General features: G+C 66.8%; 20 protein-coding genes. 3 read left to right on the plus strand and 17 right to left on the minus strand.

The genetic code is table 11. The features are described 5' to 3' along the window. Positions 1 to 120 precede the first annotated feature (120 nt). The 7 genes from lpxC to murC all read right to left on the minus strand — a co-directional run bounded on the left by lpxC (position 121) and on the right by murC (position 9,612). Positions 121 to 1,080 (minus strand): UDP-3-O-acyl-N-acetylglucosamine deacetylase, encoded by a 960-nt coding sequence (lpxC, locus tag ACQR03_RS18835; RefSeq protein ID WP_315713427.1) that lies wholly within the window; start codon positions 1,078 to 1,080, stop codon positions 121 to 123. A 347-nt stretch (positions 1,081 to 1,427) separates the two neighbouring features. After that, entirely contained in the window at positions 1,428 to 3,266 is a 1,839-nt protein-coding gene (gene ftsZ / locus ACQR03_RS18840) for a cell division protein FtsZ (RefSeq protein ID WP_316226152.1), read from the minus strand. Positions 3,267 to 3,356: 90 nt separating this feature from the next. Further along, positions 3,357 to 4,676, minus strand: a complete 1,320-nt coding sequence (gene ftsA / locus ACQR03_RS18845; RefSeq protein ID WP_434841422.1) for a cell division protein FtsA — start codon at positions 4,674 to 4,676, stop codon at positions 3,357 to 3,359. Then, entirely contained in the window at positions 4,673 to 5,722 is a 1,050-nt protein-coding gene (locus tag ACQR03_RS18850; RefSeq protein ID WP_315713430.1) for a cell division protein FtsQ/DivIB, read from the minus strand. The genes ftsA and ACQR03_RS18850 overlap by 4 nt, the downstream gene beginning before the upstream one ends. 288 nt (positions 5,723 to 6,010) lie before the next feature. Continuing rightward, positions 6,011 to 7,012: a D-alanine--D-alanine ligase family protein gene (locus ACQR03_RS18855; RefSeq protein WP_315752434.1), complete on the minus strand. Its 1,002-nt coding sequence runs from the start codon at positions 7,010 to 7,012 to the stop codon at positions 6,011 to 6,013. A 70-nt stretch (positions 7,013 to 7,082) separates the two neighbouring features. Next, on the minus strand, positions 7,083 to 8,006 hold the full coding sequence (gene murB / locus ACQR03_RS18860) for a UDP-N-acetylmuramate dehydrogenase (protein WP_315752433.1): 924 nt from the start codon (positions 8,004 to 8,006) through the stop codon (positions 7,083 to 7,085). Positions 8,007 to 8,208: 202 nt separating this feature from the next. Further along, entirely contained in the window at positions 8,209 to 9,612 is a 1,404-nt protein-coding gene (gene murC / locus ACQR03_RS18865) for a UDP-N-acetylmuramate--L-alanine ligase (protein WP_434841423.1), read from the minus strand. Positions 9,613 to 9,970: 358 nt separating this feature from the next. Here murC and ACQR03_RS18870 point away from each other — a divergent pair, with 358 nt between their 5' ends. Further along, positions 9,971 to 10,708 carry a carbonic anhydrase gene (locus ACQR03_RS18870; RefSeq protein ID WP_315752431.1) on the plus strand — a complete coding sequence of 246 codons (738 nt, stop codon included), beginning with the start codon at positions 9,971 to 9,973 and terminating at the stop codon, positions 10,706 to 10,708. A gap of 3 nt (positions 10,709 to 10,711) precedes the next feature. Here the strand turns inward: ACQR03_RS18870 and ACQR03_RS18875 are convergent, their stop codons facing one another. Beyond that, entirely contained in the window at positions 10,712 to 11,371 is a 660-nt protein-coding gene (locus ACQR03_RS18875; RefSeq protein WP_316169814.1) for a helix-turn-helix domain-containing protein, read from the minus strand. Between the two features lie 15 nt (positions 11,372 to 11,386). Between ACQR03_RS18875 and ACQR03_RS18880 the strand changes: the two genes are divergently transcribed. Beyond that, positions 11,387 to 11,599, plus strand: a complete 213-nt coding sequence (locus ACQR03_RS18880; protein ID WP_315752429.1) for a hypothetical protein — start codon at positions 11,387 to 11,389, stop codon at positions 11,597 to 11,599. Here ACQR03_RS18880 and murG read toward each other — a convergent pair. The 9 genes from murG to rsmH form a co-directional block, all read right to left on the minus strand. Beyond that, positions 11,596 to 12,699: an undecaprenyldiphospho-muramoylpentapeptide beta-N-acetylglucosaminyltransferase gene (murG, locus tag ACQR03_RS18885; protein WP_316201738.1), complete on the minus strand. Its 1,104-nt coding sequence runs from the start codon at positions 12,697 to 12,699 to the stop codon at positions 11,596 to 11,598. The two genes, ACQR03_RS18880 and murG, sit on opposite strands and share 4 nt — an antisense overlap. 45 nt (positions 12,700 to 12,744) lie before the next feature. After that, a complete protein-coding gene (gene ftsW, locus ACQR03_RS18890; protein WP_316201737.1) occupies positions 12,745 to 13,896 on the minus strand; it encodes a putative lipid II flippase FtsW in 1,152 nt (383 codons plus the stop codon). A gap of 84 nt (positions 13,897 to 13,980) precedes the next feature. Beyond that, positions 13,981 to 15,381 (minus strand): UDP-N-acetylmuramoyl-L-alanine--D-glutamate ligase, encoded by a 1,401-nt coding sequence (gene murD, locus ACQR03_RS18895; RefSeq protein ID WP_434841424.1) that lies wholly within the window; start codon positions 15,379 to 15,381, stop codon positions 13,981 to 13,983. A gap of 1 nt (position 15,382) precedes the next feature. Then, a complete protein-coding gene (mraY, locus tag ACQR03_RS18900) occupies positions 15,383 to 16,489 on the minus strand; it encodes a phospho-N-acetylmuramoyl-pentapeptide-transferase (RefSeq protein ID WP_315713440.1) in 1,107 nt (368 codons plus the stop codon). Between the two features lie 186 nt (positions 16,490 to 16,675). Further along, positions 16,676 to 18,052 (minus strand): UDP-N-acetylmuramoyl-tripeptide--D-alanyl-D-alanine ligase, encoded by a 1,377-nt coding sequence (locus ACQR03_RS18905; RefSeq protein WP_316201735.1) that lies wholly within the window; start codon positions 18,050 to 18,052, stop codon positions 16,676 to 16,678. Continuing rightward, a complete protein-coding gene (locus ACQR03_RS18910) occupies positions 18,049 to 19,509 on the minus strand; it encodes a UDP-N-acetylmuramoyl-L-alanyl-D-glutamate--2,6-diaminopimelate ligase (RefSeq protein ID WP_315752423.1) in 1,461 nt (486 codons plus the stop codon). The genes ACQR03_RS18905 and ACQR03_RS18910 overlap by 4 nt, the downstream gene beginning before the upstream one ends. A gap of 70 nt (positions 19,510 to 19,579) precedes the next feature. Then, a complete protein-coding gene (locus tag ACQR03_RS18915) occupies positions 19,580 to 21,328 on the minus strand; it encodes a peptidoglycan D,D-transpeptidase FtsI family protein (protein WP_315752422.1) in 1,749 nt (582 codons plus the stop codon). After that, positions 21,325 to 21,717: a cell division protein FtsL gene (gene ftsL / locus ACQR03_RS18920; RefSeq protein ID WP_315713444.1), complete on the minus strand. Its 393-nt coding sequence runs from the start codon at positions 21,715 to 21,717 to the stop codon at positions 21,325 to 21,327. Before ftsL ends, ACQR03_RS18915 begins: the two co-directional genes overlap by 4 nt. Positions 21,718 to 21,720: 3 nt before the next feature. Next, entirely contained in the window at positions 21,721 to 22,716 is a 996-nt protein-coding gene (gene rsmH / locus ACQR03_RS18925) for a 16S rRNA (cytosine(1402)-N(4))-methyltransferase RsmH (protein WP_434841425.1), read from the minus strand. A gap of 555 nt (positions 22,717 to 23,271) precedes the next feature. Between rsmH and ACQR03_RS18930 the strand changes: the two genes are divergently transcribed. Then, positions 23,272 to 24,123 carry a peptidoglycan recognition protein family protein gene (locus ACQR03_RS18930; protein WP_315713446.1) on the plus strand — a complete coding sequence of 284 codons (852 nt, stop codon included), beginning with the start codon at positions 23,272 to 23,274 and terminating at the stop codon, positions 24,121 to 24,123. Positions 24,124 to 24,126 lie beyond the last annotated feature (3 nt).

A 24,126-nucleotide genomic window follows, 5' to 3' on the forward strand; every position in this document is an offset into this window, starting at 1 on the left:
GTAACAAACATTGACAAAAAAGCAGCCGGAAAAAACCGAACGAAGTCGAAAGCAAAGCTCCCGGCAATGTCGCGCGTCGCGCAACCCCGTCGACGGATCAGCCGAGCGGCAGGACGACGCTCAGGACACGTCCGGGCCGTAGGCCGGCGCAACCATGCCACCGACCATGCCGCCAACGACCTCCGCGGCCACGCGGGGACGCCGCACGGTCTCGCCTTCGACGATCCGCCAAGCCGTGCGATCCGCCATCAGAGCAGTCAGCACCGCATGGTTGAGCTTGTGACCACCACGGACCGAACGATAGGTTCCGAGCATCGGCAAGCCGGCCAGCGCCAGATCGCCGATCGCATCCAGCACCTTGTGGCGGGCGCATTCGTCGGCGTAGCGCAGACCTTCGGGATTGAGCAGGCGGTCCTCGTCGAACACAAGCGTGTTGTCGAAGGACGAACCGAGCGCGAAGCCGGCGCTCCACAGTCGCGACACGTCGCTCATGCAGCCGAAGGTGCGGGCGCGGGCGATCTCGCGGCGGAAGCGCTCGGGGCTGAGCTCGAAATGATAGGCTTGGCGGCCGATCACGGGGTTGGTGAAATCGATTTCGGCTTCGACCCAGAAGCCGGAGCTGTTTGGACGCAGCTCGCCCGTGGAGGCGCCGATGGTCACCTGGACCGGCTTGAGCACCTGAATGTAGCGCCGCGGAGCCGACTGATTGACGATCCCGGCTTGGTCGATGGCAGCGACGAACGGTGCCGCACTGCCATCCATGATCGGAACCTCGGGACCATCGACCTCGATCAGCGCATTGTCGACACCCATGCCGCGCAGCGCGGCGAGAACATGCTCGGCGGTGGACACCAGCGGACCGTTGCGGTCACCGAGCACCGTCGCCAACTCGGTGGCGATCACCGAGCCGAAGGACGCCTGGACCTCGCGGTCGGCGCCATCGAGGCCGGTGCGGAGGAACACGATCCCCGCATCGATCGGCGCAGGCCCGATCGTCAGGCTGACAGGCGCGCCAGAGTGGACGCCTACACCGGTGACGGTGGCTTGCGAACGAAGCGTTGTTTGCCGGCTGAATTTCATCGACGATCGCCCAAGACCCCGCCTGATCCCCTCGTCAGCCCGCCCCTCGCGAACCGACTCACTTTCAGGCATCCCCAAGTCACGGCAGAACTTAACGAGAGCCCCAAAGAGCGCCAACTCACGCTTCTTTACGGATTGTTACCCCATCTCTGCCGTATTCGCGCCAACCCTTAACCAAACTGGAACGAGGCCTTAACCCTCCCGGTTCCCGATCTAAACACCGAAAGAATAATTAATCATTTAAAATCAGTTAGTTGAACGGCAATCACGGAGCCCCGGCGGCCCATGGAAAAGGCCCGGCTCTCGCGAGCCGGGCCTGTTCAGCACCATCAGGGCTGTAACAATTCTCAGGTTGCCTGCCGGCGGAGGAAGGCCGGGATATCCAAATGGTCGTCTCCCTGTGGCGCCGGGGACACAGGCGCAGGACGGCCATGGACGTCCAGACCCTGCGGCGCGGGACGGCGGGCATATTCCGAGACAGGCGATTCGTGGCTCGCAACCTGCTGAGCAACGTTCCGCTGCGACTTACGTTCCGGCAGGGGCGGCATCTGCGGCATGGCAGGACCCGCGGTCCGCACCGGCAGCGGCGGCTCGGCGTCCTCGTCCCGGCGGCCGAGACCGACATTGGCGAGACGCTGCAGCAGCGACATTCGGGTCTTCTGCGGATGCTCGTCGCCCTCGTCGCCCCTCGCCTGACGGATCTCGGCCTGGGCCGGCATCGGCAGGTCCTCGAACTTGGGCATGCGCGGCGCGCGGACCGGAACCCGCTCAGCGGCCTGGGGAATGAAGGTCTCGGGCGGGGCCGCCGGCTCGATCGGAGCCGCGCGCTGCGCCTCGGGCTCCGGGAACAGGGACGGCTTCTGCGCAATCGGGCGGACCGTCACGTCGCCATAAGAGGCTGCGGGCGCCGGGGCAGCCGAGGGCGCGGGCTCGCTTGCCATTGCGGCGGCAACGGCGGCCAGCGTGTCGCGCTCGAGATTCGGCGCCGGACGCGGCGCAGGCGCCATCGGCGCGGGCGCCGCGGCGGCGACGGCCGGAGCCTGCGACGCCTGCTGCTCGAGCTTGGCGGCGCGTTCAGCCAGGCGCTGATTGTCGGCGCGCAGGCGCGCAGTCAGATCGGCGAGGCGGCTTTCAGGGAGACCCGCGGCAGCGGTCGGGGCGGCGGCAATCGGAGCGACAGCCGCCGCCGGCTGTGAGGTCGTGACGTTCCGGTTGAACTGCGCCTGCTCGATGCCGGTCGCGACCACCGAGACCCGAATCAGCCCGTCGAGCGATTCGTCGAAGGTGGCGCCGACGATGATGTTGGCGTCCTGGTCGACCTCCTCGCGGATACGGGTCGCAGCTTCGTCGACCTCGAACAGCGTGAGATCCTTGCCGCCGGTGATCGAGATCAGGAGGCCGCGCGCGCCCTTCATCGACGAATCGTCGATCAGCGGGTTGGCGATGGCGGCTTCGGCGGCAGTGAGCGCGCGCTTGTCGCCGGAGGCTTCGCCGGTGCCCATCATCGCCTTGCCCATCTCACGCATGACAGCGCGGACGTCGGCGAAGTCGAGGTTGATCAGGCCTTCCTTGACCATCAGGTCGGTGATGCAGGCGACGCCGGAATAGAGCACCTGGTCGGCCATCGCGAAGGCGTCGGCGAAGGTGGTCTTCTCGTTGGCGACCCGGAACAGGTTCTGGTTCGGGATGATCAGCAGCGTGTCGACGACCTTGTGCAGCTCGGAGATGCCCGACTCCGCGGTGCGCATGCGGCGCGCGCCCTCGAAGTGGAACGGCTTGGTGACGACGCCCACGGTGAGAATGTTCATCTCGCGCGCGGTCTTGGCAATGACCGGAGCTGCACCGGTGCCCGTTCCGCCACCCATGCCGGCGGTCACGAACACCATGTTGGCGCCCGAGAGATGATCGCGGATCTCGTCGATCACCTCCTGCGCGGCGGCGGCGCCGACGTCCGGCTGCGAGCCGGCGCCGAGGCCTTGGGTCACCTGCGTGCCCATCTGGATGATGCGCTGAGCCTTGGACATGGTCAGCGCCTGCGCGTCGGTATTGGCGACCACGAAGTCCACCCCCTGCAGGCCGGCCGTGATCATGTTGTTGACGGCGTTGCCGCCCGCGCCACCGACACCGAACACGGTGATCCGGGGCTTCAGCTCGTGGATATCAGGAGGGGTAATAGTGAGTGCCATGATTGCCTCTCGATCACGCGCGGGTGGGTTCGCCCCGGCCGCCGGCCGCGGTTGGTGTTGTTGAAAATCGCATGGGGTGGAAACCGGTCATCAGAAGCCCTCGCGTAGCCATCGTCCGACCTTTCCGAAGTAGCCGTCGGTTCCTGTCCCGACCTGCCGCGTATGCCGCGGTTCGACGTGTTCCAGGTGCGCGTATTGCGGATAGACCAGAAGCCCGGTGGGCACCGCGAAGGCGGCGTTCTTGGCCTCGTTGGGGAGACGGCCGAAACCGAGCGGACGGCCGACGCGCACCGGGCGGTCGAGGATCCGGGTCGCAAGCTCGACCAGCCCCGTCAGCTGGGAGGCGCCTCCGCTAAGGACGACGCGCGCCTTGGGTTCTGCCGCAAAGGGCGAATCCTCCAGCCGGTCGCGGACCATTTCAAAAATCTCCTCTGCGCGGTGCCTGACGATGTTCGCGATGGTGGCGCGGGACACGATCTGCGGAACATCCCGCTCGTTGTCACCGGCCGTCGGAACAGACATCAACTCACGCGCGTCGGACCCGCCAGTCAGCACCGTGCCATATAACGTCTTGATTCGCTCGGCATCTGCAATGCACGCTGATAGTCCGCGCGCAAGATCCATGGTCACGTGATGCCCGCCGAGCGCAAAACCGGAGGCATGGACGAAGCGGCCGCCGGAATAGATCGCGATCGTCGTGGTGCCGGCCCCCATTTCGACCACCGCCGCGCCGAGATCGGCCTCGTCGTCGGTCAGCACCGACAACCCGGCAACATACGGGCTTGCCGCCATGGCCTCGACGTTGAGATGGCAACGCTCCACCACGAGCATCAGGTTCTTGGCCACGGTGGCGTCGGTCGTGACCACGTTCATGTCGACGCCGAACTGCCGCGCCAGCATGCCGCGGGGGTCGCGGATGCCCTTCACGCCATCGAGCGTGTAGCCGACGGGCAAGGCATGCAGCACCGCGCGCCCGTCGCCGGTGGCGTGGTGCATGCCGGTTGAGGTCACGCGGCTGACATCGGCCTGGGTCACGGCGCCGCCGCGAATGTCCGAAGTGGCCTCGATCAGATGGCCCATGACGCGGCCGCCGGCGACCGGCAGCAGCACGGACTCGACCCGCACCTTGGCCATGCGCTCGGCAAGCGCGACCGCCTGCCGCACGGCCTGCTCGCATTCGACGGGATCGACGACGGCGCCGGCCTTGACGCCGCGCGACTGGATCTGGCTGTAGCCGATCAGCTCGACCGTGTGGGTGCGGCCGCGCAGCGCGTCGCTGGGCGGCGCCGGCTTCAGCCGCGCGATCATGCAGGCGATCTTGCTGGTGCCGACATCGAGAGAGGCCACAAGCGCGGTGCGCTTCTGGCCCATCGGGCGCGTCTTCGGAGTCTGGCGATCGAAGCCGGTCATGCGTCACCGGCCTTCTTCTTGGACTTCTTGTCCTTGAACAGCTCGTCGTGCGCCTTCGCTGCGTCCTCGGACAGTTGCACCGTCAGCCGGTCCGACAGCCGCAAGTCGATGGCGACGATGTCGCGCGAGAACAGCTTGTCGTCCTGGTCGAGCTGGGTCAGGGTCGCGAGCGCATTACCGACATCGTGCTCGGGCAGGCGAATATCGAGGCCGTCCTTGGTCCGCAGGTTCCAGCGACGCTCGCCGACGAACACGGCGGCCTTGGTAACCGCGCGCACCTGCGGGTAGCGGGCGAGCAGCGCCAGGAAATCACGCGCCCGGCTTTCGGCTCCCTTGCCGACCACGAGCGGCAGGGTCAGGAAACGGCGCGAGACATATTGCTCGAGCACGGCGCCGTCATCGGCGATGACCGAGAGGCGGCCCTCCTGCTGCCAGAGCGCGAACGCCTTTCGCTCGACGACGTCGATCTGGAGCTGGTTCGGAAAGAACTTCTGCACCGTGGCGTCGGCGATCCAGGGGTTGGCCTTGAGCCTGTCGCGCACGGCGGCGGCATCGAGGAACAGCAACGAGGAGCGGCCGGTGACGCCGCCGACGGCGAGGATCTCGTCCTGGGTGAGCTGCTTGCGGCCATTGATCGCCACGGCCGTGATGCGGAAGCCGGCCGCATTGGCCAGGGCATTGCGGGTGTCGGACAGGGCCGCGCTGACGTCCTGGGCGTGGCCGCCCTTGACGATGCCGAGCCAGACGCTGCCGAACAAGAGCACCACGGTCGCCACGGTGCCGAGCCGGCGCGGCAGATAGCGCTCGACGAGCTCGACCACGCGCGGCGGCGCCTCGCGCTCGACCATCGGCGCGCGCGCGGCCTGCATCGACGCCAGATCTCTTCGGCTCGACCGCCTGCCTTGCTTCGTGCCGCCGTGCGCGAAGCGGATACGCGGAAGGCGGGCCGAGACATACTCGCGCAGCAGGATTGCCGCGCCAAGGGCAGCGGCTTTCAGGTTCGCTTGAGGCCTCTGCGATCGAGCGAGGCGTCCTGCACCATCCATTGCACGAGCTCATCAAACTGTTGCGCCCGCAGATACTCGCGGACCCACGCCTGCGCTCCCGGCCGGCCGGACGCTGGTGACGTCGCGATGCGTGACGTCACGACCCGGCAGCCGAGCACCACTGAGGCGCCAGCGTTAACCTTCGGACGTCCTGGTAAACAAAAAGTAAAATCGGTCCGGAGAGACGAATTTTTTCTCCGATTTATGAGGACCTTGCCCGGAATTCTTAAGCATTTTACGGGTTACAGGAACCACCGGGAGACGCCGGGCCGGGTTCCTGCGGGGCGTCTACCGAACGCCGGATCGACGGCTGCGCCCCTCCGCCAAGGCGATCTGCTGATTGAGGAAATCGACAAAAGCGATCCCCTGCGCCGCGAGCGCCTTGGGATACAGCGAGGCCGCGGTCAGCCCGGGCAGCGTATTGGTCTCGAGATAAACGGGACCATTGGCCGAGACGATGAAGTCGGTCCGCGAATAGCCGCCGCAGGACAGCGCGCGATGCGCCTTGATCGCCTCCGTCTGCAGCGCGGCCGTCACCTCCGGACTGAAGCGGCCGGGACAGATCTCCTTCGTCGCCGCGGCGAGGTACTTCGCGAAATAGTTGAAGGCGCCGTCGGCGGGGAGGATCTCGATCGGCGGCAGCGCGATCAGCGAGCCGTCTACCTGTTCGAGCACGCCGCAGGTGGCTTCCGTTCCGGTGACGAACGGCTCGATCAGATACTCCTCGGTCGCGGCCGCCGCTTTGACGGCAACGAGGTCCTGGCTGGCGTTGACGAAGATCAGCCCAAAACTCGATCCGTCCTTCACCGGCTTGGCGATCAGCCGGCCGTAGCGCGCCAGCGCCGCTTCGGCGTCATCGAACGCGACGCCCTCGGCCGCTGTGACCCCGCCGAGCACGGCGAAGCGCTTGGCGGCAACCTTGTCGAAGGCGAGGTGCGAGGCGGCCGAGCTCGAGCCGGTGAACGGCACGCCGCGAAGCTCGCACATCAGTTGAAGCTCGCCATTCTCCGCCCGGCCGCCGTGGAGACCGAGCACCAGAACCCGATCCTCGGCCCTGGCGCGATCGAGCGCCTCGGCGAGCGTCCCGATACTCTCACCATCGGCGGTGAACGGCTCCTCGAACGGCTTGGCATGAGCCGTGAGCGCCGGGCCGCTCGCCTGATGCACCGTGTCGTCGGCCTCCCAGAACCAGAGGTCAGCCTCGGGCAGCGCGGCATGCAGCGCTTTGGCGCTGGCGACCGAGACGAGGCGCTCCTTGTTGGAGCCGCCGAACAAAATCGTGGTGCGCATCAATGTCTTCTCGGTTGATCTCACAACCGCAGTCGCGATTGCGCTGACGTCACTTGAGCAGGCGGGGCGATCAGCTCGCCTTGACTCCGATCCGCTTGATCTCCCACTGCAACTCGATGCCCGATTTCGCCTTGACCCGCTCGCGCACGGTCTCGCCGAGAGTCTCGATGTCGTCAGCGGTGGCGTTGCCGGTGTTGATCAGGAAGTTGCAGTGCATTTCTGAAACCTGGGCGCCGCCGACCTTGAGACCGCGGCAGCCTGCGGCATCGACCAGCTTCCAGGCGGAATGTCCCGGCGGATTCTTGAAGGTCGAGCCGCCGGTCTTCTCGCGGATCGGCTGCGCCGTCTCACGATGCGCCTGCACCTCGGCCATGCGCGCCCGGATCGCCTCCGGCGCCGACGGCGTGCCGCGGAAGCGCGCTACCGTGAAGATCAGCGACGGATCGACGCCGCTCGCGCGATAGGTGAACTTCATCTCGGCATTGTCGAAGCGGTGCGTCTTGCCATGGCGGTCAATCGCGATCGCCTCGACCAGGATGTCCTTTGTCTCGCCGCCATTGGCGCCGGCATTCATCCGCAGCGCGCCGCCGATCGTGCCGGGAATACCGAACAGGAATTCCAGGCCCGCGAGATTGGCCGACGCCGCGATCTCGGCGACGCGCTTGTCGAGCGCGGCGGTGCCGGCGGTCACGATGTCGCCCTCCGCCTTGACCTCGCCGAACGCGCGCGGCGCCAGCCGGATCACGACGCCCGGCACGCCGCCGTCGCGCACGATCAGGTTGGAGCCGACGCCGATGACGTAGAGCGGCAGATCACTGGACAGGTTCTTGAGGAAGTAGGCGAGGTCGTCAGCATCCGCCGGCGTGAACAGCACCTGCGCCGGTCCGCCGACGCGAAACCAGGTGAGAGGCGCGAGACTCTCGTTGGCGAGGAGCCGCCCGCGCAGCTCCGGCATTGCGGCTTTGAGCTCGGGCGTAATGTCGGGGAAACTCACGCGGCTGCTCTCACATCGTGCGCCGACATCGTCAGGGTCGGCACGCACTCTCCGTTCCCTCCCCCCTTGTGGGGGAGGGTCAGGGAGGGGGGTGAGCCCCAGGCGCCGGCGCTCGTGGTCCCCCCCTCTCCACCTCTCCCCCACAAGGGGGGAGAGAGCAGAGTATGCCGCGTAGCTGCCAGCTCGCCCAACGACACAGCCCTCATCCCAGCGCCTTCAACTCACCGGGCAGCGCGTAGGCCCATTGCGTGATGTTGCCGGCACCGAGGCACACGACCAGGTCACCGGGCTTGGCGAGACCCTTGACGATGCCGGCGAGATCGGCGGCCTTCGGCAGCGGCACCACGTCGCGATGGCCGTGGGCGCGCAGGCCCAGAACGAAGTGATCGCGATCGATGCCCTCGATCGGCGCCTCGCCGGCCGGATAGACGTCGGCAACGACGACCGCATCGGCGTCGTTGAAGCAGGTGCAGAACTCCTCGAACAGCGATTGCAGCCGGGTGTAGCGATGCGGCTGCACCACGGCGAAGACCTTGCCATTGGTGGATTCGCGCGCCGCCTTCAGTACCGCCGCGATCTCGACCGGATGGTGACCGTAGTCATCGATCACGGTGACGCCATTCCACTCGCCGGTGCGGGTGAAGCGGCGCTTGACGCCGCCGAAGCCGGCAATCGCCTTGCGGATGGCCTCGTCGGACAGGCCGAGCTCGCGCGCGACCGCGATCGCCGCCGTTGCGTTCGAGGCATTGTGCCGGCCTGGCATCGGCAGCGCGATGGCGGCAATCTCGTGCGTCTCACCGCTCTTGCGGTCGCGGAACACGACCTTGAACGACGAGCCGCCGCCCATCGGCGCGAGGTCGACAAGGCGGACATCGGCTTGCGGGTTCACACCGTAGGTGATGATGCGGCGGTCCTCGATCTTTCCGACCAGCGTTTGCACCACCGGATGATCGATGCACATCACGGCGAAGCCGTAGAACGGCACGTTCTCGACGAAGGCGCGGAAGGCGTCCTGCACGGCCTCGAAGGTCTTGAAGTGATCGAGATGCTCGGGATCGACATTGGTGACGATCGCGACATCCGCCGGCAGCTTCAGGAAGGTGCCGTCGCTCTCGTCGGCCTCGACCACCATCCATTCGCCGGCGCCAAGCCGCGCGTTGGTGCCATAGGCATTGATGATGCCGCCATTGATGACGGTCGGATCGAGACCGCCGGCATCGAGCAGCGCCGCGACCATCGATGTCGTCGTGGTCTTGCCATGGGTGCCGGCGATGGCGACGCAGCTCTTCAGCCGCATCAGCTCGGCCAGCATCTCGGCACGCCGGACGACGGGAATGCGCTGGGCGCGCGCCGCCATCAGCTCGGGATTGTCGCGCTTGATGGCGGTCGAGACGACGACGACGTCGGCACCCGCGACGTTCTCGGCCTTGTGGCCGACGCTGACGGTGATGCCCTTCTCGCGCAGGCGTGCGACGTTCGCATTGTCCGAGGCGTCCGAGCCCTGCACCGTATAGCCGAGATTGCACAGCACCTCGGCGATGCCGCTCATGCCGATGCCGCCGATCCCGACGAAGTGGATGGGTCCGATCTCGCGCGGCAGTCTCATGGGGGCATCTCGTCTCAAGGGTTCCGGGCGCCCGGCGGGAGGGAGCGGCCGCGAATCATCAGTCCTTCTTGCAAGACATGACCGACCTGGACAAGTCCGGCCAGGCCGTAAGAACTGCCAAATTCGCAGCCGTTCGCCCGATTTTGGCCGATTTTGGCAGCCCAGCCGGCGCGATCGGCCATGAGTTCCCGCTCGATCCCACCTTTCACAAATTGTTAAGCGCGATCCCACGCTGCCCCCTCCCAACAGGATACCTGCAATTTTTGCGCGCTCACCGCGTCAGTTCGCGTGGCATGAGTAGCGGGCGGCCGGCGTGCCGGGCACGCATATTTCAATCTTTGATGGAGAACCCTCGCCGATGTGCTCGCTGTGTGAAACGCACCCTCCCGTATTGTCCCGGCGCCGGCTGCTCGGCGGCGGCGCAGTGCTGGCTGCCGCGGCGGTCGGCGCACTTCCGGCGTTTGCCAAGGAAGCCAAGCAGGCGAGCGACAGCGCGATGCCCCCCAACGCCATCTCTCCGGACGACGCGATGAAGCGCATCGTCGATGGCAACGCGCGCTACGTCGCCGGCAACCTCGACAACAAGGATTTCTCGGCCGGCCGGGCAGCGCGCGCCGCGGCCCAATACCCGATCGCCGCGATCGTGAGCTGCGCCGATTCCCGGGTCGCCCCCGAGCTGGTGTTCGATCAAGCGCCCGGTGAGCTGTTCGTGGTCCGGGTCGCCGGCAATTTCGTCAACGACGACGGTCTCGCCAGCCTCGAATATGGCGTCAAGTTTCTCGGCACGCCTCTCGTCCTGGTGCTCGGTCACAGCGGCTGCGGGGCCATCGATGCGACGATCAAGGTACTCAAGGACGGCACCAAGCTGCCAGGCCACCTGCCCGCACTGATCAATGCGCTCAAACCCGGCGTCGAGGCTGCGATCGCGAAGAAGCCGCAGGATCTGCTGGCCGAAGCCACCGCAGAGAACGTGCGCAGCAACGTCCGGCGCCTGTCGACCGCCAAGCCGATTCTCGGCCGCATGGTCGCCGAGGGCAAGGTGAAGATCGTGGGCGGCATCTATGACATCGGCACCGGCCGGGTCACCATGATCTGACGCTCAAGCTGGCCGCAGCACGCGATCCGCACGCGCGGCTGCGGCCGCGAGCCAACACACCTGATGGCAGAACCAGGCCTCCACGGAGGCCACGAAACCCGGCGTCAGCATCAGATGCCGGCGCCCGTCGGCGAAGCGCAGCAGACCGCGCCCCTCCATGGTCGTCAGCAGATTGCGGATATGGGAGCGCGAGACGCCGAGCGAGGTCGCAAGCTCCGCCGTCGAAATCGCGACGGCCTCGCGCCCAACGGCGGACCGGGCGACGAGCATCAGCGCCAGATGGATGCCGCTGTCATGCTCGTCGGTCCAGGCGAGATCGGGAAATCCCGTCAGGGGCCGATTGTCGCGGCACAGCCAGCTCGCACATTGCCGGATCGTCTCCGCATAGAACGCGGCGTCATCCTGCAGACGAAGGCTCAGTCCGCCGGCATGCGTCAATCGGGCGTGGCAATCCAGATGCATGGCAAGCCAGCCTCGCAGCCCCTCGAGGATGACGGGGCCGGGCACCAGGTAGCGGATACGAGCATCCTCGGGATCGCGCTCGACGGTCACCAGCGACAGACCGCGCAACACCGCGACGAACGCCGCCGTCTGCCGCGGACCCGGCAGCCGCCTCTGCAGGCGTGTCAGGGTCGGCCGCTCGACCGGCTTGCGCGCCGACATGTGCATCATCACGATGTGCGCAGCGATTTCCGTCGGAGCGCGCTGACCGAACAGCTTGATCATCAGGCGTTGACCGCGCAGCGGCGCAATCAGCTGGTCGCAAAATCCGACGAGCACAGGCACAAAGGACGGATGGCGCCGCAAGTGCATCGGATGATCGTCAAGCAGGACAGCGCCATCGTCGGAGCTCCGGTTCATCATGGGATCACCGTGCGCTTGCGCGACTAGAGCGCCGCAGTCCTGATCACGAGATCGGCCAGCCGTTCCGCGGCATCGAGCCGCCCGGCTGTGCGCGCAGCCTGGGCCATCGCGGCGAGACGCGTCGGCTCGGCGGCGAGCGCCGAGATCTCGGAAGCCAGCCTGTCGGAGGTGAATTCGCTCTGCACGATCCGGATCGCGGCGCTCGCGTCCGACAGCACGCCGGCATTCGCGAACTGGTCCTGGTCGATGGCGCCCGGCAGCGGCACCAGGATCGAGGGCCGGCCGATCGCGGCGAGTTCGGCCACGGTGCCGGCGCCGGAGCGCGAGATCACGAGATGATTGGCGGCAAGCCGCGCCGGCAGGTCGGTGAAGAAGGGTTGCAGATCGGCATTGATCTTCAGCCGGTCATAGACCGCGCGCACCCGCGCCATGTCCTCCTGGCGCACCTGCTGGGTCAGCACCAGACGGCCCCACAGCGCCGGCTCCAGCCGCTCGATCGCGCCGGGCACGATGTCGCTCATGATGCGCGCGCCCTGGCTGCCGCCGACGACGAGCAACCGCAGCGGCCCGGCGGTCTCCGGCGGGACATAGGGCACGTCCGCGGCTTCGAGGATTGCAGGTCGCATCGGGGTGCCGACCGTGGACGTCTTGCCGGCCAGCGCGGGATCGCGGTCGAGCACGCCCGGCAACGAGGTTGCAATCGCCTTCACATGCGCGGACAGGAAACGATTGGCGCGGCCGAGCACGGCATTGGCGTCGTGGATCAGGCTGGGCACGCCGGCGAGGCGCGCCGCCAGCAGCGGCGGCACGGTCGGATAGCCGCCGAAGCCGATCACGGCCGCGGGCTTGAGCCGCCGCATCAGGTTGAAGGCCGCGATGGTGCCGGTGCCGAGCAGCAGCGCGGTGCGCGCGAGCGCGACCGGCGAGCGGCTGCGCACCGTCTCGCTCGGCACCACGTCGATCATGTCCTTGGTGAACAGGCCGCTGTAGCGCAGCGCGCGCGCGTCGGTGACGAGACGGACGCGATAGCCGCGCCTGATCAGCTCGACGCCGAGCGCTTCAGCCGGAAACAGATGGCCGCCGGTGCCGCCGGCCGCGAGCAGAATGAGAGGCGCGGTTGAGGTCATGCGCGCTTGTTTACAGGCAATGTCTCGTCATTGCGAGCCAGCAGCCTAAGCGTAATTGCGCAGCGCGCCGGCTGCGTCGCCGGCCTCGAGCTCCATCCGCGGCCGCTGTCGGGTCAGCGCCAGCATCATGCCGACGCCATAGGCCAGCGACACGATCGAGGAGCCACCGTAGGAGATGAAGGGCAAGGTCATGCCCTTGGCCGGGATCAACTGCAGATTGACCGAGATGTTGATGGCCGCCTGGATACCGAACAGGATCGCGAGGCCCGAGGCCGCGAAGCGCGCAAAGCTATCCTCGGTCGCATAGGCGCGCAACAGCGTGCGGATCACGATGAACGCAAACAGCGCGACCAGCGCCAGGCACAGGATGATGCCGAACTCCTCGGCAGCGACCGCGAACACGAAATCGGTGTGGCTGTCCGGCAGGCTGCGCTTGGCGATGCCCTCGCCCGGCCCCAGCCCGAACCAGCCGCCGTTGGAGAACGCCTCCATCGCGGTGTCGACCTGGAAGGTGTCGCCGGAGGCCGGGTTCATGAAGCGCTTGATGCGGCCGGCGACGTGCGGGACCAAGAGATAGGCGCCGAACAGGCCGGTGGCGGCGGCGCCCGCGAGGCCCGCAACCCAGATCATGCGCATGCCGGCGATGAAGAACAGCGAGCCCCAGACCATCAGGATCAGCATGGTCTGGCCGAAATCCGGCTCCATCACCAGGAGCGACACCAGCATCAGCAGCAGCACCAACGCCATCGTGGTCGCCGGCATGTCGGGCCGCCGCGCGGATTCCGAGAACAGCCAGGCGGAAACGACGACGAAGGCCGGCTTCGCCGCCTCGGACGCCTGGATGTTGACGCCGATCAGCGTGATCCAGCGCCGCGAGCCCTTCACCTCCGGGCCGATCGCGAGCGTCAGCACGATCAGCACGATGGCGATCGTGAACACCACCAGCGCGCTGCGCCGGATCTGGCGCGGCGACAGGAAGGAAACGCCGATCAGCACGATGAACGACGGCAGCAGGAACAGGACGTGGCGGTTGAAGAAGTGGAACGGATCGAGCCCGATCCGAGTCGCCACCGGCGGGCTGGCCGCGAGCGACAGGATCACCCCGCACAGCATCAGCGCGAGGATGGAGCCGAGCAGCGGCTTGTCGACCGTCCACCACCAGTCGGACAGCGGATTGCGTTCTTCACGGGAGAGCATCGGGCGTCCACCTGAGCCGAGTGTCAGCCCATTGGCACCCAGGATGGTTATCGAAGGGTTAAGAAAATCGCTGGCAACGCTGCCTCAGGCCACCCGCTCCACGCCCGGTAGCGCTTGCACCAGGTCGCGGAAATGCGTGCCGCGGATTTCGAAGTTGCGGAACTGGTCGAAGGAGGCGCAGGCCGGCGACAGCAGCACCACGACATCCTTCAATCCCGAGGCCTCCGCATCGGCGGCCGCCTGGGAGACCGCGACCTCCAGCGTGCCGGACATGTCGTGCGGCACCTTGTCGCCCAGCGTGCCAGCGAACTCCGCGGCCGCCTCGCCGATCAGATAGGCCTTGCGGATGCGCGGGAAGAAACCCGCGAGGCTGGTGATGCCGCCGGCCTTCGGTTTGCCGCCGGCGATCCAGAAGATGTCGGCGAAGGACGACAATGCGTGCGCGGTCGCGTCTGCGTTGGTGCCCTTGGAGTCGTTCACGAACAGCACGTTGCCGCGACGGCCGACCTGCTCCATGCGATGCGCCAGGCCCGGGAAGCTGCGCAGCCCCTGCTGCAGCACGTCCTCCTTCACACCGATCGCGAGCGCCGCGGCGGCGGCGCAGGCCGCATTCTGAGCATTGTGCTGGCCGCGCAGCGAGCCGATGCCGCCAAGCCGGGCGACCTCGCTGCGGGCCCCGCCTGCACTGCACACAATCGTCTCGTGCTCGACATACAGCCCGTCCGCCAGCGGGTTCTTCACCGAGATGCGCACGACGCGCTTGCCGGCCCGGTCGAGCCGGTCGGCGATCGCGCGCGAAAAACCGTCGTCGACGCCGACGATCGCGGAGCCCTTGGACTGGACATTCGCCACCAAGCGCTCCTTTACGGCCGCGTAGTTCTCGATCGTGCCATGCCGGTCGATGTGGTCCTCGCTGACATTGAGCAGGATGCCGACGCTCGGATCGAGCGATGGTGTCAGGTCGATCTGGTAGGACGACATCTCGATGACGTGGACGCGGCCCATGCGCGGCGGCTCGAGGGACAGGATCGCGGTGCCGATATTGCCGCCCATCTGGGTGTCGTAGCCGGCGACGCGCATCAGATGCGCGATCAACGCCGTCGTGGTCGATTTGCCGTTGGTGCCGGTGATCGCGACGAACAGCGCATCCGGCGCGTGCCGCCTGCGCTCGCGGCAGAACAGCTCGATGTCGCCGATCACCTCGACCCCGGCCTCGCGCGCCTTCAACACGCTCCAATGCGGCACGGGATGGGTCAGCGGCACGCCCGGCGCCAGCACCAGCGCGGCGAAGTTCGCCCAGGAGACGGTGCGCAAATCGGCGGTGATGAAACCCGCCTTCGCCGCTTCCGTCATCCGATCGGCGCCGTCGTCGGCCGCGATCACTTCGGCGCCGCCGGCCCGCAGGGCACGACACGAGGCCAGCCCCGAGCCGCCGAGCCCGAACACGGCGACGGTCTTTCCAGCAAATGCAGTGACGGGGATCATGTCAGCGCAGCTTCAGCGTCGAGAGACCGACCAGCGCCAGCATCACCGAGATGATCCAGAACCGGATCACGATCTGCGGCTCGGTCCAGCCGAGCTGCTCGAAATGGTGGTGGATCGGCGCCATCTTGAATATGCGCTTGCCGGTCAGCTTGAACGAGGCGACCTGCACGATCACCGACACGGCCTCCAGCACGAACAGGCCGCCGATGACAGCCAGCACGATCTCGTGCTTCACCGCGACCGCGATCGATCCGAGCATGCCGCCGAGCGCCAGCGAGCCGGTGTCGCCCATGAAGATCGACGCCGGCGGGGCGTTGAACCAGAGAAAGCCGAGGCCCGCGCCGAGCACCGCGCCGCACAGCACGGCAAGCTCACCAGTGCCCGCGACATAGTGGATCTGCAGGTAGTCCGAGAACACCGCATTGCCGGCGAGATAGGCGATCAGGCCGAAGCTGGCGGAGGCGATCATCACCGGCACGATTGCCAGGCCGTCGAGCCCGTCGGTCAGGTTCACGGCATTGCCGGCGCCGACGATGACGAACGCTCCGAAGATGACATAGAGCCAGCCGAACTTGATCACCAGATCCTTGAAGAACGGAATGGCAAGCCCGGTCGAGGACGGATCGCGCCCGAGCCGCACCAGCGCGTAACAGGCGACCAGAGCGATCGCAGCCTCGATCAGCAGACGCAGTCTGCCGGCAAAGCCGGAATGCGACTGCTTGGTCACCTTCAGATAATCGTCATAGAAGCCGACGAAGCCGAAGCCGAGTGTCACCGCGAGCACGATCCAAACATAGGGGTTGAGCGGATTGGCCCACAGCACGGTGGAGACGACGAGGCCCGACAAGATCATCAAGCCGCCCATCGTGGGCGTGCCCTTCTTGCTGATGATGTGCGATTGCGGGCCGTCGGTGCGGATCGGCTGGCCCTTGCCCTGGCGCAGGCGAAGATGATCGATGATCCAGGGCCCGAACAGGAACACGAACAGCGCCCCGGTGACGACGGCGCCGCCCGTACGGAACGTGATGTAGCGGAACACGTTCAGCAATCCGCGAAAGACGGACAGGCTCGGAAACGTATTCGTCAGCTCGATCAACCAGTAGAACATCCAACCCGCCTATGCCGCCTCACCGAGACCGCGAACACGAATTCGGTCGCGAATCCGGTCCAGCCTCTTTTAACCATGATCGGGGCCGGGTGCGAATCATAGCCCGGCGGAATGACCCATCCGGCATGACCGCTTCGACCACCAGTGGAAAATATCCTTCTGCCGCGCCGCGATATCGCCCGATTTTCAAGTGGGCCGCTGCAGCGCCGCGGCGAGCTTCGACACGAACTTATTGACCCAGAAGATCTTCTTGCTGCCCTTGATGACGACGACGTCGCCCGGCGCAAGCAGCGCCGCGACCCGACCGGGATCCAGAGTCACCGGATCCTCATGCCAGCCGAGCCGCTTCGCGTGAGGCAGGCTATCGAACAGGTGACGCATCAGCGGACCGACGCAATAGACGCCGTCGACCCCCGCGAGATGAGCGACCATCCCCTGATGATAGGCCGGCGCCTCGTCGCCGAGTTCGAGCATGTCGCCGATGATGGCGATCCGCCGTCCCCGCACCGGTCGCGCCTGCAGACTGTCGAGCGCCGCCGCCATGCTGGCCGGGTTGCCATTGAAGCTGTCGTCGATCAGAACAATGTCGCCGACGGTCTGCTCGACGCCACGGCCGGTCATGATGCCGACATCGCCGAGCGTCGGCGCGAGCAGCGCTGGATTGAGCCCGGCCGCTGCGATGGAGGCGAGCGCCGCCAGCGCATTGTGCAGGCGATGCGGCGCACCCGGCGTCAGCGTGAAGGCGACGCGGCGACCGGCGATGTCGGCGCGCACATCCCAGGTCTCGCCGCGCGAGTCGTGCGAGAGCTCGCGGACGTCAGCGCCGCCACCGAAGCGGATCACCTTGCCGGTCCATTCCGGTGCTGCGAGATCGGCCGGCAATACGAGGACGCCGTCGGCCGGCAGCCCAAGCGCGATCGAGACCTTCTCTTTCCTGATCGCTTCCAGGCTGCCGAGCTTCTCCAGATGCACCGGCTGCACATTCACGACCAGCGCCACCGTCGGCTGCGACAGCTCCGTCAGCCGCGCGATCTCGCCTTTTTGATTCATGCCCATCTCGACGACCCACACCGAAGCGGAGGGATCGGCGTTGCACAGCGTCAGCGGTACGCCCCAGAAATTGTTGAAGCTCGACGGACTCGCAGAGGCACCGGGATAGGCGGCGATGAACTCCTTGGTCGAGGTCTTGCCGGCGCTGCCGGTCAACCCGATCACCGGGCCATGGAAGCGCGCCCGCGCGGAGCGCGCCAGCGCCCACAGCCCATCGATCAGCGTGTCCGGCACCACGAGCTGCGGCACCGTGATCCCATCGATCCTGTGGGGAACGATCATCGCCACCGCGCCGGCCGCTTCGGCATTCGCCGCGAACTCCCAGCCGTCGCGGCTGGAGGCGAAGCTCGATACGAAGCCGCCACTCGGTGTGCCACTCAGTGCCACGAACAGGCTGCCGGGCTTCACCGCGCGACTGTCCTGCGTGACGAAGTCGATCGGGGTCTCCGGGTAGTCCCCGGCGAGGCCGAGCGCGCGCGCCGCCTCTGCCACGGTCCACAGCGCCTTCGTCATGATGTCCTCGCTGCCAACGCGTCCGCGACCGCTTCATGATCGCTGAAATGCAGAATAGTGCTGCCGATGATCTGTCCGGTCTCATGGCCCTTGCCGGCGATCACGAGCGCATCGCCGGGCTGCAGCTCGCCGATCGCGACGCGGATTGCCTCCGTTCGGTCGCCGATCTCACGCGCACCGGGCGCGGCGGCCAGGATTGCAGCGCGGATCGCAGCCGGATCCTCGCTGCGCGGATTGTCATCGGTGATGATGACACTGTCGGCCTCTTCGGCGGCGATCGCGCCCATCAAGGGGCGCTTGCCGGTGTCACGGTCGCCGCCGGCGCCGAACACGACGACGAGCTTTCGCGGAGCATAGGGCCGCAGCGCATGCAGCGCCTTGGCGAGCGCATCCGGCTTGTGCGCGTAGTCGATGAAAATGGGTGCGCCATTGTGCTCGCCGACCAGCTCGAGCCGGCCCTTGGCGCCCTCGAGCTGCTCGAGCGATTCGAACACCGCTTGCGGATCGCTGCCGGTGCCGATCGCGAGGCCCGCCGCGACCAGCGCGTTCTCGATCTGAAACGCGCCGACCAGCGGCAGGCGGACCGCATGCATGCGGCCGCAATGCTGGATCTGGAGCTGCTGCGCAAAGCCGTCGATTGCAACGGCCACGAGGCGAATGCCCTCGCCTGCACCGTCGCCATGCGTCCCCACCGTCATCAGGCGAAGACCGCGCGTCTGCGCCGCAGCGATGACTTCCGGCGAGCACTCATGATCGGCCGAGATCACCGCAGGCCCGCCCGGCGGCACGAGATCGCGGAACAGCCTCAGCTTGGCGTTGAGGTAGTGCGCGATGTCCGGATGATAGTCCATGTGGTCGCGCGACAGGTTCGTGAACCCGCCGGCCGAGACCCTGACACCGTCGAGCCTGAACTGATCGAGCCCGTGCGACGAAGCCTCGAACGCTAGATGGGTGACGCCATCCTGCGTGATCTCGTCGATCTGCCGATGCAGCGCGATCGGATCTGGCGTCGTCAGCGAGCCGTAGACGGTGCGCTTGTCCGACACCAGCCCGACGGTGCCGATGCTGGCCGAGCTGTGGCCGAGGCGCTGCCAGATCTGGCGCGTGAAGGCCGCGACCGACGTCTTGCCGCTGGTGCCGGTGACGGCGGCAATCGTCGCCGGCTGGCGCGGATAGAACCGGGACGAAGCGAGCGCGAGTGCCCGCCGCGGGTTCGGCAGCGCGATGAATGGAACGGCCAGCCCTGTTCCAGGGCCCGCCGCACCGGCCACGGCGACCGCACCGGCCGCGATTGCCGCCGCAATGAAGCGGGAGCCATCGGTCTTGGTGCCGGAGAGTGCAAAAAACAGGTCGCCGGGCCGCACGGCTCGGCTGTCGACGGCGAGGCCGGATATCTCGACTGCGGCGATGGGAGCGTCGAGCGTCGCCTGATCGCCCAGGAGGTCGTGAAGTTTCATCCTGGTTCCGTGCCAGTCCTGGCCCCGCCCGGGATGGCGGCAGCTCCAAAGCCTGCGATTCGACGACGGCTTACTGTGTCAGCCGCGATGCCGCAAGAATTTGGCGGTCGGACGGCGGGAGGTCGAAACGGGGCTCAATTCCCAGCAGCGGCCCGATCCGGGAGATCACGTTGCCAGCGGTCGGCACCGCGTTCCAGCCCGAGGTGATGAAGCCATAGGTTTCCTTCAACGGCTGCGGCTCGTCCAGCATGATCAGGAGCTGGTATTTTGGCTTGTCCGCCGGGATCACGGCGGTGAAGAGGGTCAGCACCTTCTTCTTGGCGTAGCGGCCGTTGATCACCTTCTCGGCGGTGCCGGTCTTGCCGCCGATGTAGTAGCCCTTCACGTCGGCCTTGCGCGCGGTGCCGACCTCGGCGTTCAGACGCATCAGATACCGCATCTTCTCCGAGGTCTCCGGCTTGATCACGCGCTTGGCGACCTGCATCGCCTCTGCCTCGGTGCGCTTCATGAAAGTCGGCGGGATCAGATAGCCGCCATTGACCAGCGCACTGACGCCCATCACACCCTGCAGCGGCGCCACCGCCATGCCGTGACCGAACGCGATCGTGACCGTGTTCAATTCGCCCCAGCGCTTGGGCAGGATCGGCGAGGCGCTCTCAGGCAGCTCGGTGCGCAACCGGTCGAACTGGCCCATCTTGCGCAGGAACGCCTTGTGCGCTTCCACGCCCTGCGTCAACGCGATCCTGGCAGCGCCGACGTTGGACGAGAAGTAGAACACTTCCTTCATGTTGAGGAAGCGGCCCTTCGGCTCGTCGTCATGAATCGCGAACTTGCCGTAGTGCAGCGGCCCGCGTGCATCCCACAGCGAATTGAGATCATATTTGCCGGTGTCGAGCGCCATTGCCAGGGTGAACGCCTTGAAGGTCGAGCCCATCTCGTACACGCCCGTGGTCAGGCGGTTGATCCGGTCGGGATCGTGCGCTTCCTTCGGGTTGTTGGGATCGAAATCCGGCAGCGACACCATGGCGATGATCTCGCCTGTCCTGACATTGACGACGAGACCGGAAGCTGCCTTGGCCTTGAACTTGTCCTTGGCCTTGAGCAGTTCGTCGCGCAGCGCGTGCTCGACGCGCAGATCGACCGAGAGCTCGATTGGGCGCTGCAGGCGATCGGTGGCGAAGCCCGCGCGATGCAGGTCGGCAAGGCCCTGATTGTCGAGCCACTTCTCCATGCCGGCGATGCCCTGGTTGTCGATGTTCACCAGGCCGATCAGATGGGCCACCTCGTTTCCGGTCGGATAGACGCGCTTGTTCTCGCGCAGGAAGCCGATGCCCGGCAGGCCGAGGCGATGAATGTCCTGCTGCTGCTTCGGCGTCATCTCGCGCTTCAACCAGACGAAACCCTTGCGCGACAACAGTCGGTCGCGGACCTCGCCCGTATCGAGATCCGGCAAGGTCGCCGTCAGAAGCTCGATTGCCTCGTCCTTGTCGATGAGACGACGCGGCTCGGCGAACAGGCTCGGCGTCTTCACGTCGGTGGCGAGAACGGCGCCATTGCGGTCGACGATATCGGGGCGCGCGGTGGCGATGGCGTCCTGCTGCGCGGCGCGCCGCGCGCTCGGACCATCCGAGCCGATCGCGAACATCACGAGGCGGCCGCCGATGACCGCGTAGACGGCAGCAAAGGCAATGATCGCGAGGCCGACTCGCGCGCGCGCCTTGGCAGTCCGATCGACATCGCGCCCATACAGCAGCGTGCGCACCAGACGTTGCCGCCAGGGTTCCTGCGGCTTGACGTCGGGCCGAAGCTGATCGGTCATTGCTGATCCTCCGGGCGACGCACCGACCCGGTCACGGGGGGCTCTTCGTTGATCGCGTCGATCGCATCGATCATCGATCCGATCGGATCCGGATTGTCCGGTCGCGCAAATCGCGGCGGCCGCTCCGGCAGATTCTTCAGGCTGTCGTATTGTGTGGCGTTGAGCGGCTTCAGCGGCAGATGCCGCTCGACCAGCCCTTGCAGCCGCAGCGGCGCGTCGAGCTTGGCCCATTCCGCGCGCAACACTGCGATGGCCTCGCGCTGCTCGCGGATCTCGGCGCGCAATTGCAGCACGCGCTCGACCCGCGCCGTGGAGTCCATCTTGATGCGATAGACATAGGCCGCCGCGAAGATCAGCGAGCAGATCACGACGAGATGCAGGAGGCGCATCGGTCACCCTCCTCGCAGGACATCGGCCAGCCGCGGCCAGGGCGACGAGGATGCCGAAGCGTGCGCCGGCGCCGCCGTGCGCTCGGCACCGCGCAGCTTGGCGGACCGCGCCCGCGGATTGGCTTCGGTCTCAGCCTCCGCGGCCACGACCGGCTTGCGGTTGAGCAACTGGAAGCTCGGTGCCTCCTGCGCGATCTCGGGCAGATGGCGCGAGCCGCCGCCGGTCCTGCTGCGCTCGGCGAGGAACGTCTTGACGATGCGGTCCTCGAGCGAATGGAACGAGACGACCGCCAGCCGGCCGCCCGGCGCCAGCACGCGCTCCGCTGCCGACAGCGCCTGTTCGAGCTCGTCCAGCTCCTCATTGACGAGAATCCGCAGCGCCTGGAACGTGCGCGTCGCCGGATGGATGTCGCCAGGCTTGGATCTCACCACGCGCGCGACGATGTCGGCGAGTTGCCGCGTCGTCGTGATCGGCTGTTCCTTGCGCGCGGCGACGATGGCCCGCGCCACGGCGCGGGAGTGCCGCTCTTCGCCAAAGATGTAGATGACGTCGGCCAAAGCGCGCTCGGCAGCGTTGGCGACGACATCGGCGGCCGTCGGTCCCGTGCCGCCCATCCGCATGTCGAGCGGGCCGTCGAACCTGAACGAGAAGCCGCGCGCGGCGGAGTCGAGCTGCATCGAAGAGACGCCGACATCCATCACGATGCCATCGACATGCGCAAGGCCTCGCGATGCACAGATGTCGGCCAATGCCGAGAAACGGTTCTCGACCAGTGTCAGGCGACCGCCCGCCTCAGTGAGGAGACCTGCGCCGCCGGCGATTGCGGTGCTGTCGCGATCGATCCCGATGACGTGTGTTCCCGCCATTGCCAGGATCAGGCGCGTATAGCCACCGGCGCCAAAGGTCGCATCGACGTAGGTTCCGCCGCCGCGTGGCGCCAGCATCTCGACCGCTTCGGGGCCGAGCACCGGGATGTGCCGCTGGTCAGCCGTGCTCACCCGGCCGCTCCGCACGCGCGCCGTTGCTTCAGACTGACTTTGGTTGGCAGCGAGCCCATCGCGCCCTCGATCCTCGCGCCCCGTCAATTCGCCAAGCCATCTCCCGGGACGCTCCGTCATCCGTCGCGCCGTCACGACATCAGCAGCACGATCCGGCCATGTCGAGATCCTCGATCCGACAGCGATCGCGCGGCGCCGGAGCGCCCCGGAACCGCTTTCGATCGTGATCTGCCGTGCAGGACCTTGCATCGTGGCGGCTTGCCGTCCCGAAAGCCGGCTTGGCTCTTCACCACTCAGTAACGGCGTTTAGCGTTAACAAACCGTTGATGGTCTGTGGCGGATGTTGGGCACTTGGACCGCGAGGCGGAGCTGCCCGGTAGACCTTTCGTCCTGCTCGCCGCCGTGCCGTTCGGCGGACCGGCGATCGCGATACAACGGTCCGCTCAATAGCGAGGGCTCGCATGCGATTTCGATTGCGGCTGGGTCATGTAAAAGAGTAGTGCCTGCCCATATCCGGTTTGAGCCACCGCCGCCGCCGTCCGCTTCGAGTCGTTCATGCCAAGTCCCTCCGACAAGCCGGAATCGAAGCGTCCTCGTGCGCTGCAGATCCCCAAAGGCGTTTCCAACCTGCCGGTCTTCACGCCGGACTCGTCGGTCGCCTCCGACGTGATCCCGTCGGCCAATTTCGGCGAGCGCAAGGGTGGGCGCCAGCCGGACATGATCATTCTTCATTACACCGGCATGCCGGATGTCGAAGGGGCGATCACCAAGCTGTGCACCGCCGGCAGCGAGGTCTCCGCGCATTACGTCGTGCTCGAGGACGGACGCATCGTCCAGTGCGTGCCGGAGGCCTTGCGCGCTTGGCACGCGGGTCTCTCGTCATGGGACGGCGAGGAGGACATCAATTCCTGCTCGATCGGCATAGAGATCGTCAATCGCGGCCACGATTGGGGCTATCCGGATTTCCCACCGCGGCAGATCGCGGCGGTCATCGCGCTGTGCCGGGGCATCATGCTCCGCCGCAATGTCCCGGCGCATCGCGTGCTCGGGCATTCCGACGTGGCACCCGCGCGCAAGAAGGATCCGGGTGAGAAATTCCCGTGGCATTCGCTGGCGAATTCGGGCGTGGGCCACTGGGTGCAGCCGGCGGCGATCACCAAGGGCGAGACGCTGAAGCTCGGCAGCATCGGCGACGACGTCAAGGGCTTGCAGAAGGCGCTCGCCAAATACGGCTATGGCGTGCCGATCACGGGTAAATTCGACGGCATCACCATGGACGTCGTCACCGCGTTCCAGCGGCACTTCCGCCCCGAAAAGATCGACGGCATTGCCGACCGCTCGACCTTGTGGACGTTGCATGCGCTGCTGACGAGCCTGCCGGCCGAGGATCAGGCGCCGCGCGTCTGACAC

The organism is Bradyrhizobium sp. HKCCYLS3070, from assembly GCF_051167575.1.
In the GTDB taxonomy this organism is placed as follows: Bacteria; Pseudomonadota; Alphaproteobacteria; order Rhizobiales; family Xanthobacteraceae; genus Bradyrhizobium.